This window comes from Pseudomonas syringae group sp. 247E2 (assembly GCF_032587795.1).
Taxonomy (GTDB): Bacteria; Pseudomonadota; Gammaproteobacteria; order Pseudomonadales; family Pseudomonadaceae; genus Aquipseudomonas; species Aquipseudomonas amygdali.
The window spans coordinates 28,470-40,505 of record NZ_JAWHPK010000037.1 but is presented as its reverse complement, the minus strand read 5'-3'; the positions used below and the strand labels follow the sequence as shown (position 1 = coordinate 40,505).

The 12,036-nt window shown below is 60.3% G+C and carries 11 protein-coding genes; 6 read left to right on the top strand and 5 right to left on the bottom strand.

What is annotated here, in order from left to right:
- Window positions 1-12: 12 nt before the first annotated feature.
- A complete protein-coding gene (locus RYC18_RS24975) occupies window positions 13-855 on the bottom strand; it encodes a transporter substrate-binding domain-containing protein (RefSeq protein WP_029240997.1) in 843 nt (280 codons plus the stop codon).
- 256 nt (window positions 856-1,111) lie between these two features.
- Between RYC18_RS24975 and RYC18_RS24970 the strand changes: the two genes are divergently transcribed.
- From RYC18_RS24970 to RYC18_RS24960, 3 genes are all read left to right on the top strand, one after another.
- The gene (locus RYC18_RS24970; protein WP_005777714.1) at window positions 1,112-1,969 is read left to right on the top strand and encodes a LysR substrate-binding domain-containing protein; all 858 of its coding nucleotides are present in this window, start codon (window positions 1,112-1,114) and stop codon (window positions 1,967-1,969) included.
- 71 nt (window positions 1,970-2,040) lie between these two features.
- Window positions 2,041-3,261 (top strand): putative DNA modification/repair radical SAM protein, encoded by a 1,221-nt coding sequence (locus tag RYC18_RS24965; RefSeq protein WP_316886973.1) that lies wholly within the window; start codon window positions 2,041-2,043, stop codon window positions 3,259-3,261.
- Window positions 3,258-4,097 (top strand): TIGR03915 family putative DNA repair protein, encoded by an 840-nt coding sequence (locus RYC18_RS24960; protein WP_316886972.1) that lies wholly within the window; start codon window positions 3,258-3,260, stop codon window positions 4,095-4,097. Before RYC18_RS24965 ends, RYC18_RS24960 begins: the two co-directional genes overlap by 4 nt.
- Before the next feature lie 70 nt (window positions 4,098-4,167).
- Here RYC18_RS24960 and RYC18_RS24955 read toward each other — a convergent pair whose 3' ends face one another.
- Window positions 4,168-5,010, bottom strand: a complete 843-nt coding sequence (locus RYC18_RS24955) for a PhzF family phenazine biosynthesis protein (protein ID WP_316886971.1) — start codon at window positions 5,008-5,010, stop codon at window positions 4,168-4,170.
- A 165-nt stretch (window positions 5,011-5,175) separates the two neighbouring features.
- Between RYC18_RS24955 and RYC18_RS24950 the strand changes: the two genes are divergently transcribed.
- Complete coding sequence (locus RYC18_RS24950; RefSeq protein ID WP_005744139.1) at window positions 5,176-6,021, top strand: NAD-dependent protein deacetylase; 846 nt, start codon at window positions 5,176-5,178, stop codon at window positions 6,019-6,021.
- Here RYC18_RS24950 and RYC18_RS24945 read toward each other — a convergent pair.
- Window positions 6,018-8,381 (bottom strand): DNA polymerase II, encoded by a 2,364-nt coding sequence (locus RYC18_RS24945; RefSeq protein WP_016981960.1) that lies wholly within the window; start codon window positions 8,379-8,381, stop codon window positions 6,018-6,020. The genes RYC18_RS24950 and RYC18_RS24945 overlap by 4 nt on opposite strands.
- Window positions 8,382-8,603: 222 nt before the next feature.
- On the opposite strand from RYC18_RS24945, the gene RYC18_RS24940 reads away from it, so the two are divergent.
- A complete protein-coding gene (locus RYC18_RS24940; protein WP_005744141.1) occupies window positions 8,604-9,044 on the top strand; it encodes a CBS domain-containing protein in 441 nt (146 codons plus the stop codon).
- Between the two features lie 53 nt (window positions 9,045-9,097).
- Here RYC18_RS24940 and RYC18_RS24935 read toward each other — a convergent pair whose 3' ends face one another.
- Both RYC18_RS24935 and RYC18_RS24930 read right to left on the bottom strand, forming a co-directional pair.
- Window positions 9,098-9,643, bottom strand: coding sequence for a DUF4174 domain-containing protein (locus tag RYC18_RS24935; RefSeq protein ID WP_005733079.1), 546 nt, complete (start codon window positions 9,641-9,643; stop codon window positions 9,098-9,100).
- Window positions 9,644-9,767: 124 nt separating this feature from the next.
- The gene (locus RYC18_RS24930) at window positions 9,768-10,970 is read right to left on the bottom strand and encodes an aspartate aminotransferase family protein (protein WP_057404034.1); all 1,203 of its coding nucleotides are present in this window, start codon (window positions 10,968-10,970) and stop codon (window positions 9,768-9,770) included.
- A gap of 103 nt (window positions 10,971-11,073) precedes the next feature.
- Between RYC18_RS24930 and RYC18_RS24925 the strand changes: the two genes are divergently transcribed.
- Entirely contained in the window at window positions 11,074-11,979 is a 906-nt protein-coding gene (locus RYC18_RS24925) for a LysR substrate-binding domain-containing protein (protein WP_005744145.1), read from the top strand.
- Window positions 11,980-12,036 lie beyond the last annotated feature (57 nt).

The window sequence follows — 12,036 nt, the reverse complement described above, 5'->3', positions numbered from 1 at the left end:
GGAAAGGTGAGATCAGGCGCCCTTGCTCGTGAACTGCTCATGCAGCTCGACCAGAGCTGGAGAAGGAGGAGTGATGTTGTAGCGTTTTTCCAGCTCGATCAGCCAACCGCTGCGGTGCCATTCCTGAACGATGCTGTCCAGTCGCTTCTGAGTGTCGGCCTCCCCGGAACGAGTCCAGATCACCGACGGGGCCGGGTTGAGTTCCGGAGTGATGGCGCGATAGTCCTTCCATTCGTCATTTCCGGCCAGCAGCGGGTTGACCAGCGTGGCGTCGTGCACGGCAGCCACGCAATTGTTGCCTCGCAGCGCCAACAGCGATTCGGACGAGCTTTTGAACGCCTTGATGTCGGCACCGAACTCGGTCAGCGCCTTGATATAGCTGCTGCCTTGCGAGGTGCAGACTGGCTGGCCCTTGAGGTCTTCCCAGCGGGTTATCTTGCTGTCCTTGAGCACAGCGGCCGTGCCACCGACGCGGTAAAACGGCGTTGGCACCGAGCCCAGCAGCTGGCCGCGCTCGGGCGTCCATTCCATGTTGGCAATCAACAGGTCCACCTTACCCTGCTGCAGAAATTGCACACGGTTGGCGGTCAGTACCGACACCAGTTCAACGTCGACACCCAGACGCTTGCCGATATCTTCGGCCAGTTCCACATTGACGCCCTTGGGCTTGCGGGTTTGCGGGTCGATAGAGCCAAACGGTCCACCCGACAGCAACACGCCGACCACCAGACGATGGCGCTCCTGAATCCTGTCAAGCGTGGCATCGGCCAGCGCCGCGCTGCTCACAGTCAGGCTGGCCAGAACACCCAGCATGGCGGGAAAAAAACCTGAAACGGATGAGCGCTTGTTCGACATGAAATTCCCCGGCTGATGATCGGCGTCCCCCGACCTGATGCCGCGACACTACGGATCGCCATCCGTTAACGGAAATTCAAATATCAAATATGGTTATAACTTTAAGTACGGCAAGCGATTCTGCAGGCTTAAAACTCAATAAACGTTGATAGCTATGGAAGTCAGTCACACAGACTGCACAATAAACATAAAACTACGTAATGTATTAACCCACCGCCCTGATATGAGTTCGACCTTGAAAACGCCCGACTCGACAATGCCGACATCGACCCTCGACCTGGAACTGCTGCGCACCTTCGTTGCGGTGGTCGACTACCACAGCTTCGCCCTGGCAGGTGCACAACTGGCGCGCACCCAATCCTCGGTAACTCAACACATGCAGCGCCTGGAACAGCAGGTCGGCGTCAGCCTGTTTCAGAAACAGGGGCGGCAGAAACACCTGACCGAATCGGGTCGGCAGTTGCTCAGGCATGCCCGGCAAATGCTGTCGCTCAACGACGACGCCCTGAATTCCTTGCGCGACAGCAGCCTTAGCGGCATCTTGCGCATCGGCTCACCACACGACATCGCCGACACCATTTTGCCGCCGCTGCTCAGCCACATCGCTCGCTCAGCTCCGCGCCTGAGGCTGGAAATCGACGTGGGGCGTAGCCCGTTTCTGATGGACGACCTGCATCGTGGCAAGGTCGACATGGTTATTTCCACTCGTGAAGATCCGACCCTGGAGGGCTTCGCACTGCGCACCTCTCCGGTCTGGTGGATCTGCTCGGCGCACTACATCCATGTACCCAGCGAGCCGCTGCCGTTGATTCTGGTCGACGAACCGAGCATTTACCGGCGCTATGCCTTGCAGGCGCTGGAAGCTGCCAACATTCCATGGCGTCAAGCGTATCTGGCGTCCAACCTGATCGGTATCAAGGCTGCAACCCGAGCAGGCCTGGGAGTAACGCCGCGCAGCATGGAAATGCTCGGCCCGGATATGCGCGTGCTGGGTGAGAACGACGGCCTGCCACGGCTACCGGACGTAACCTACCACCTGTGGATCCGGCCCAATACCCTGAACCCGCTGGTGCGCAAGGCCTATGAGTTGATAAGGACAAGCCAGGGCTTATAACTCCGCCGTGCGGTACTTGTGGCGAGGCGCACAGCCCTATACTGTACATGCAAACAGTAAAGGGGTACTTCATGCAGCTTATCGACAAGCTCAGCATTCTGGCGGACGCCGCCAAGTACGATGCGTCGTGCGCCAGCAGTGGAGCACCCAAGCGCAGCTCGCAGGACAAATCAGGGCTGGGTTCCACCAACGGCATGGGCATCTGCCATAGCTATACGCCGGATGGCCGTTGCGTGTCGTTGCTGAAAATCCTGTTGACCAATTTCTGCTTTTACGACTGCCAGTACTGCGTCAACCGCCGCTCCAGCGACGTGCCCCGTGCGCGCTTCACGCCCGAAGAAGTGGTCACCCTGACGCTGGACTTCTATCGTCGCAATTGCGTCAGCGGGCTGTTTTTGAGTTCCGGGATCATTCGCTCTGCGGACTACACCATGGAGCAACTGGTCGAGGTCGCCCGGTTGTTGCGCGAGGTGCACGAGTTTCGCGGTTATATCCACCTCAAGACCATCCCCGACGCCGATCCGGCGCTGATCGAAAAAGCCGGTCGCTATGCCGACCGCCTCAGCGTCAATATCGAGCTGCCGACCGACCTGAGCCTGCAAACCCTTGCACCGGAAAAAGACGTCGCGTCGATCAAACAGGCCATGCAAACCATTTACACCGGCGAGCAAACCGTGCGCAACGAGCCGCGATCGCCGCGCTTTGCCCCGGCCGGGCAAAGTACGCAAATGATCGTCGGTGCCGACGCTACTGACGACAGCACCATCCTGCGCAGCGCGCAATCGCTGTACAGCAACTTCAAACTGCGCCGGGTCTACTATTCAGCGTTCAGCCCGATCCCCAACAGCCCCAACAGTGTGCCACTGGCTGCACCGCCGCTGATGCGCGAGCACCGGCTGTATCAGGCCGACTTCCTTTTGCGCGGCTACGGTTTTACTGCAGGTGAATTGCTCAGCGGCCCCGGTGACCTGGCGCTGGACATTGACCCCAAGCTGGCCTGGGCGCTGGGCAACCGGCAGGTGTTTCCGCTGGACCTGAACAAGGCCGACGCGGCGCTGATTGCCCGGGTGCCAGGCATCGGCATTCGTACCACCCAGCGGCTGGTCGAGCTGCGCAGGCAGCGGCGTATCCGCTACGAAGACCTCACCCGCATGCGCTGCATACTGGCCAAGGCCAAGCCGTTTATCATTACCAGCGATTACCACCCGCCGCATGCGGAAACCACCAGCGAATTTCTGCATCACCAGTTGCGTGACCGGCCGCAGCCTCAGCAAATGGGGCTGTGGGGATGATCTGTCTGGACTGCGACGACCTGTTCGGCACCTGGCGGCAACAGGCACGCTGGCTGCTGAGCCATGAGATCGACCCCAGCCAGGTCAGCTGGAAGTCACCGGACGCCGCCGACCTGTTTGGCAGCGAAGAAGAATACCCGCAGGAACAGGGCCCCTTTCAGGCCCGGGTTCCGCTGGAATTGGTGCAACTGCTGGAAAGCGCCTCGCGCTACCGGGGCGATCAGCGCTGGAGCCTGTTGTACGAAGTGCTGTGGCGCGTCACCCACGGTGATCGCACGGCCATGATGGCCGGCGACAAACTCGGCAGCGAGCTGCACCGTCGTCTCAAGTCGGTCAGACGTGAGGCGCATCATCTGCACGCGTTTCTACGTTTTGTCGCCTTGCCGCCTGTCGCTGATGACGCGGCCATCATGCGCCCGCAGTACGTGGCCTGGCATGAACCGGCGCACGATATTCTGCTCAGTGCCAGTGAGCATTTCATCGGCCGCATGGGCCAGCACCGCTGGATGATCGCTACCCCTCAGGACGGCGTGTATTACGACGGCAAACAGCTGATCCACGAGCGCCGCTGCCCTGAAGCCTGGCAGACCATGGCCCGGCAGGTCGAAGACCCGCATGGCGAGTTGTGGCTCACCTATTACAGCCACATCTTCAACCCTGCACGCCTGAACCCCAAAGTCATGGAGGGCCACTTCCCTTCGCGCTTCTGGAAGAATCTGCCCGAAGGCCCTTTGATTCCAGCGCTCATCACCCAGGCCCGGACTGGCAAACAACGCGACGGCCAGGCCAGCGATATCGCCGCCAGACGTGGCAAGAAGATTGCGCACAGGGATTGAGTCTTTCGCTCTCGGGCTCTTGTTACCCGGCACTCTGTGCTCTTCAGGTGTTGTCTATGACGACAAGCGCCTAAAGCGAAACGCGCCCTTCAATGCAGGTAACCGTCGAGCCGCCCACCCAGATATCCTCACCTACACGCTGAATGGAGAGTCGCCCCTTGCGGCCGAGCACGGTGCCTTGGCTGACGATGTAATTGTCCGGTGCCAGCCCCTCTTCCAGAAACCAGCGAGCGATTCCGGCATTGAGGCTGCCGGTCACCGGGTCTTCCGCCATACCGTCGCCCGGGATAAAGGCACGCACTTCAAATTGCGCCTCATCCCCATCGATTGCCGGGTCCCATGGCGCAACGACGCCGAGTATCAGGCCGCTCAATAGTGTGTAATCCGGCTGCAAGCTCAGAACACTGGCGCGATCTGCCAGCCTGAAGGCGACCCAACCCGGGCCGTTATCCACCCAGCGTGCATCCAGAATCTCACCCGCACCCAGCTTCATACCGAGGCGGATCTGCTCGATCAATTCAGGGTCTACGGTGCCCGAACGCAACAAAGGCGGCGCAGTGAATGCCAGCCCGCTGCCCTCGCGACGAATGCGCACCAGACCGATCCCGCACTCCTGGATAATTTCCTCACCCTGCGCCGCGCCACCGCTTTCGAGCCAGGCGTGACAGCTGCCCAAGGTGGGATGCCCAGCGAAAGGCAGCTCTTCAAGTGTGGTGAAGATACGCACACGATAGTCGGCACGCGGGTCTGTCGGTTTGAGCAGAAACGTGGTTTCACTCAGGTTGGTCCAGCGTGCAAAGGCGGCCATCTGTTCATCACTCAGCCCGTCCGCGCCCAGCACCACCGCCAGCGGATTACCGAGCAAAGGCTGATCGCTGAACACATCCAGTTGTTTGAAATGAAACGAGCGCATCTGAGCTTCCTTGGCAAGGTGTTAAAGAACCAAGGTTGCCACGCACGCCACCGGGTAGACAACGGTCTATTGAACCAACGCTCGCCTTGGCCGCTCACAGCTCGCACTCGCCTGCTAATCTGGCAGACACAGGTCCGGACAACATGAGTCATTCGAGGTTTGAAGATGCTGGACACTACAACCTACAGTCAGCTCGAAACACTTTGCGAGACAATGAACGGCAAGTCCTTTCTGGTCGTCACCGGCGCAGGTATCAGCACCGCGTCCGGCATTCCGGACTACCGCGACAAGGACGGCGTGCGGCGTGGCAAACAGCCGATGATGTATCAAGAGTTTGTCGGCAACCCCGCTGCGCGCCAACGTTACTGGGCACGGGCGATGCTGGGCTGGCCGCGTATTCGCGCGGCGCAGGCCAATGCCGCGCATCGGGCACTGGCTGCATTGCAGGTTGAAAATGCCATCAGCGGACTGATTACCCAGAACGTTGATGCACTGCACAGTCAGGCCGGAAGCCAGGACGTCATCGAGCTGCACGGCAGCCTGCACCGTGTACTGTGCCTGGATTGTCAGCAACGCAGCGAGCGGGCGGATATTCAAGAGCAGATGCTGGAGCAAAACCCCTATCTGCTAGGCGTTGATGCCAAACAGGCACCCGATGGCGACACCCTGCTGGACCCGGCTTTCGAGGCTGGTTTCAAGGTGCCCCGTTGCCCGCATTGCGAGGGCGACAGACTCAAGCCGGACGTTGTGTTCTTTGGTGAGAACGTCGCGCCGCAGACCGCTGCCAAGGCAACGTCGAGTGTCGAACAGGCGGGAGGCTTGCTGGTGGTTGGCACGTCATTGATGGCCTGGTCGGCGTTCCGCCTGTGCAAGGCAATGGTCGAACAGGGCAAACCGGTCATCGCCATCAACCACGGCAAGACCCGCGCGGACGAATTGCTTGAAATGAAGATCGAAGCATCATGCGAGCAGGTACTGCCGTGGATCGCCGAGCAGCTCAGCGCGCGTTAGAACAACCCTAATTGCCCGCCGATCAGCGTGCTGAAATCATCGTCGACAAACGGCAGGATCGCATCCGCCAGTGGTTGTAACTGGCGAGTCACGTAATGGTCGTAGTCAATCGGCGCGTGACGAATCTCCAGAGGCTCCGGCCCGGCAGTGGTCATCACATAGCTGATCCAGCCGCCGCTCTGATATTGACGCGGACGCCCCTGCTGATCGTTGTATTCATCGGCGAGCCGCGCGGCGCGCACGTGTGGCGGCACGTTGCGCTGATAATCATCGAGCTTGCGGCGCAGGCGCTTGCGGTAGATCAACAGGTCATCCAGTTCGCCTGACAAGGTGCGCTGCACGTAGTCACGCACATAATCCTGATACGGCTGGCGCTTGAAGATGCGCAGGTATAGCTCCTGCTGAAACTGCTGAGCCAGCGGCGACCAGTCGGTGCGCACGGTTTCCAGGCCCTTGTAGACCATCTCCTCGGAACCGTCGGCGCGAGTGACCAGTCCGGCGTAGCGTTTCTTGCTGCCCTCCTCCGCGCCGCGCACGGTTGGCATCAGGAAGCGGCGAAAATGCGTTTCGTATTGCAGCTCCAGCGCGCTGTGCAAGCCATATTCATTGTGCAGGTGCTCGCGCCACCACTGGTTGACCTGTTGCACCAGCGTCTTGCCAATGCTTGCCGCTTCTTCCTGCCCGTGAGGACGGCCCAGCCAGACAAACGTCGAGTCGGTATCGCCGTAGATTACGGTATAGCCCTGTGCCTGGATGAGGTCGCGGGTCTTGAGCATGATTTCATGCCCGCGCAAGGTGATCGATGAGGCCAGCCGCGGATCGAAGAACCGGCAGCCACTCGACCCCAGCACGCCGTAGAAGGCATTCATGATGATTTTCAGGGCCTGGGACAACGGCGCATTGTGCTCGCGCTTGGCGGTCTCCCGACCTTGCCACACTCGTTCCACGATCGCTGGCAGGCTATGGCGGGTGCGGGAAAAGCGCGCGCCGCGAAAGCCTGGCACCGACGCGCTGTCCTCGGGATGACGCATGCCTTCGATCAACCCCACCGGGTCGATGAGAAAGGTTCGAATGATCGACGGATAAAGGCTCTTGTAGTCCAGCACCAGCACCGACTCATAGAGCCCCGGCTGGGAATCCATCACAAAACCACCGGGGCTTGCCTCCGGCATTCGTTCGCCCAGATTGGGCGCGACGAAGCCCTGGCGGTGCATCAGCGGAATGTACAGATGGCAGAACGCGGCCACCGAACCGCCGCTGCGGTCAGCGGGCAGGCCCGTTACGGTGGCGCGTTCGAGCAGAAAGGTCAGCAACTGAGTCTTGGCGAAGATGCGCGTCACCAGCTCGCAATCCTTGATGTTGTAACGCGCCAGCGCAGGCTTGTCCTCGGCGAACATGCGGTTGATTTCGTCCATGCGCTGGTAAGGCGTATCAATGGCCTTGCCCTCGCCCAGCAGGGTCTGCGCGACATTCTCGAGACTGAACGACGGAAAGCTCCAGGTCGCGGAACGCAAGGCCTCGATCCCGTCGATGATCAGTCGCCCGCTGACCTCGGCAAAAAAATGATTGTTACGGCTGCCATGCTCCCGCCAGCCCATTGCTTCACCGCCACGCCCGAGCCGCAATGGCACTTGCAGGCGCTGGGCATGTTCATGCAGAACCCGCAGGTCGAACTGCACGACGTTCCAGCCGATGATTGCGTCAGGATCGTGCAACGCCAGCCAGCCATTCAGGCACTCCAGCAACTGCGCGCGGGTATCGCAATAATCGAGCTGAAAATCCAGCCCTTCGTCGCCGCCATTGGGTGGCCCCAGCATGTACACCTGGCGCTGACCACAGCCCTCCAACGCGATCGAATACAGCTCGCCACGTGCCGTGGTTTCGATATCGAGCGACGCCAGCTTCAGGCTGGGACGGTAATCGGGTGCCGGCCTGATTTGCGCGTCGCAAAGCACGCCCTCGGCATTCGGCGTACCGCTGAATTGCACTGGCGCGGTGATGAAGCGCTCCATCAGATAGCGCTCGGGCGGGCGAATGTCTGCCTCGTAAACATCGACATTGCCTCTACGCAGCAGTTTTTCGATGTTCATCAACTGGCGGTGCTGCTGGCAATACACACCGAGCACAGGTCGATGACGAAAATCGCAAAGCTCCAGCGGACGCAATTCCACCCCGCGCTCGGTACGCAACAGCGACCGCGCACGCTCGCCCTGCTCGGCGGGAATGAAGGCGACAGAGGGCTGGCAAGGCAGGCGAATATGGCGAGGCCCCTGATCGGTAGCCAACCAGAAGTCGACCTCGGTCCCGGCGGGCGTATCTTGCCAGTGCCGACTCAGGATGAAGCCTTGCTGTAAATCCAACGCTGCTACCTCGACCGCATGGCGAAACCGTTGATTCTACTTGGCTGTGAGATCAAGCGCGCGGTCGGCAGTCGAATTCAGGCCATTTTCAGGTGCCGTCAATTAATTGCGTCTATGCCCCTCATCCCTATTTATTTGTTGCTCGATTCTGCGCGCTGCACGATTCTGTAGTGCGCCTGAAAATGCACTACAGTCTTACAGGTCCCGATCACGGAGAGCAGCATGAAAACCGTCGCCCAACTACTGAAATTGAAAGACCTGCAAAACCAGCAAGTACATACCATCGGCCCGGACCAGATGGTGCTCGATGCGCTCAGGCTGATGGCGGAAAAGAATATCGGTGCGCTGCCGGTGGTCGAGGGCAACGTGGTGGTCGGCGTCGTCAGTGAGCGCGACTATGCACGCAAGGTGATCCTCAAGGGGCGCTCCTCGGTGGGCACGCCGGTCAGAGAAATCATGAGCAACAAAGTCATTACCGTCGACTCGCAACAGAGCGTCGAAGCGTGCATGGGGATCATGACCGACAGCCATCTGCGCCATCTGCCGGTCGTGGAACACGGCCAGCTGCTGGGCCTGCTGTCGATCGGCGACCTGGTGAAGGAAGCCATTGCCGAACAGGCCAGTCTCATTCAGCAGCTTGAGCAGTACATTCGCGGCGAGTGAGCCGAACGGCACGCCAGGCGCAACGCGCGATTACCGCACGCTGCGCCGGTCACTCAGTCATCCAGCGTCTTGCCAGGTGCCCCGCCCTTGACTGGCTTGGCCGGTTTTTCGGCCGGTGCAGGCTTGGCCTCTGGTTCTGGTGGCGGCGCGGATGCCTCTTTCTCGCGCATTGGCATCTGGTCGATGGTGGCGAAGATCTCCTTAAGGTCTACCGATTCTGACTTGCCGATAGTCTTGTCGATCTTTTTCTCGCCGTCCTTGCCCACCAGAATGACCTTGGTACCGACACCCGCGCCCAGCTTCAATTCACGAATCAAGGCCATGGTCGACTGGGGGTCCATGCTCTTGCCGTCACGCTCGCCGATAGTGTTCACCACCGTGAACAGCACCATATTGCGCTCTGTGAAGTCTTTATGATTGGCAGACTCCTTCAGCGCGTCCTTGAGGTGGCTCAGCGCCGGATCAGCCGGGCTGGGTGCGATGATGATCAGCGGGCGCGACTTGCCGCGCTCCTGCGCCAAAGGGCCATCGCTGTCAGCGGCAAGCGCTGTACCGGCAGCGACAAGCAGGGTGGCGAGGGTCAGGGACCGGATTAACATGGTGGGCTCCTTTCAAATCCATTGGGTAGCCATCGCGCGCAGACATACGCGATGCTGGACTGTTCTACCGCATATGGGTCATCCCGGTACAGCCCGATGTAGTCCTTTTCCTTAATCCCTTGCTTCAGGCAGAGCGCTCAAGCGATTTGTAAAGGGCGCTGTCGAGGCTCGCCAGCAGGCCTTGAACGATCTGTTCCACCTCGGCAGCGTTCAGCACCAATGGCGGCAGAAGACGGATGACCTTACCGCGCGTGACGTTGATCAACAGGCCGTAGTCCTCGGCCGCGATCCGGGTCAACTCGGGTATGGCCTGCCGCAATTCGATACCGATCATCAGCCCGAGGCCACGAATCTCCAGCACCTGCGGGTGAGCGCCAAGCACGTTGCGCAGCCGCTCCAGCAAGCGGCTGCCTTGCAGGGCAGCGTTCTCCACCAAGGCCTGCTGTTCGATGATGTCGATCACCGTGCAGCCGACCCGACAGGCCAGCGGATTACCACCGAAGGTGCTGCCGTGGCTGCCGGGGGTGAACAATTGCGCCGCCCTGCCCCTTGCCAGACAGGCACCTATCGGCACACCGTTGCCCAAGCCCTTGGCCAGGGTCATGACGTCCGGCACGATGCCCTCGTGCTGAAAGGCAAACCACTTGCCGGTCCGCCCCATGCCGGTCTGGATTTCGTCGAGCATCAACAGCCAGTCACGCCGGGTGCAGCGCTCCCTCAGCGTCTTGAGATACCCGGTTGGCGCGACCTGCGCGCCGCCTTCGCCTTGAATCGGCTCCACCAGTACTGCGGCAATGCGGTGCCCGTGAGTCACGCAGACCTTGTCGAACGCCGCCAGATCGCCAAAGGGTACTTTGACGTAATCCCCTGGCAAGGTGCTGAAGCCCAGGCGCACAGCCGGTCCGTCACTGGCCGACAGTGTGCCCAGCGTGCGGCCGTGAAAGGCGTTTTCCATGACCACCACCAAAGGCCGTTCGATGTACTTGTGCCAGCCGTGCAGGCGCGCCAGCTTCAGCGCAGTCTCGTTGGCCTCGGCACCAGAGTTATTGAAAAACACCCGATCCAGCCCCGACAAACCGGTCAGTTTCTGCGCCAGACGCTGCTGCCAGTCAATGCTGTAAAGATTGGAAGTGTGCAACAGCAACCCCGCCTGATCCCGAATGGCCTCAACCAGCAGCGGATGCGAGTGGCCGACATTGGTCACCGCCACGCCCGCCACAGCATCCAGGTATTGGCGCCCGCTCTGGTCCCACAGACGCGTGCCCAGGCCTCGGGTGAAGCTCAGGGCCAGAGGTTGGTAAGTGCTCATCAGGCAGGCAGTGGTCATGACGTGAAGCTCCTTGGGTATGTTTCGGTTTTTGCAGTATCGTTAACCACTCTTTATGGATAAACAGCCAAATACTTCAATCATTTTAAAGCAGGGCTTGATAATGGATTTGTTTCAGGCGATGCGTGTGTACGTAAAGGTGGTCGAAGCAGGCAGCCTGACGGCGGCAGCGCAGGCGTGTTCGATTTCTACCACGATGGTTGGCAACCACCTGCGCGCACTGGAACAGCGCCTGGGCGTCAGCCTGTTGCAGCGCACCACTCGCCGTCAGCGCTTGACGGAATTCGGCACTGCGTATTACGAGCGTTGCCTTGAAGTGCTGGGGCTGGTGGCCGAGTCCGAGCAATTGGCCGAGCAGGCCCAGGGCGATCCCAGCGGCACGTTGCGCATCACCGCGCCGCTGACGTTCGGTTCGGAAGTGCTGGCCCCGGCCCTTGCCGGGTTCTCGCTACGTTTTCCCGAGGTCAAACTTGATCTGGTGCTGACCAACCAGCGTCTGGACATGATCGACAATGGTTTCGATATCGCCATACGCTTGGGGAACATCCCGCAATCCTCGCCACTGATTGCGCGCCCCATGCAGGACTACACCCTGACCATCTGCGCTGCGCCGAGTTATCTGGCTCGTCATGGAACGCCTGCGCACCCCGAGGACCTTGGTGCGCACAATTGCCTGGCGTTCTCCTACCCGGCAGGAGACGAGTGGCGCACGGCTGGCACCCAATGGCGTATGACCGGCCCCGAAGGTGAAGTGCTGGTGGATGTCGACGGCTCGATGGTTGCCAACACCTCTGCCGGTCTTTATCAGGCGGCATGTGCTGGAATGGGCGTAGTGATGCTACCGGATGCGCTGGTTCAGCGAGACTTGCAGGAAGGCCGGCTGGTTGCGCTGCTGCCGGGCTATCACTTACCCAGACGACCGATGAACCTGCTGTATGTGCAGGATCGTTATCGGCTGCCTAAAGTGAGAAGTTTTGTGGAGTACGCGATGGGGCTCTGGGGGCGGTAAGCACTTACCGCCCAAATGTCATCGAACCGACGCCGGTGCGCGCGTTGCTGCCCGCAC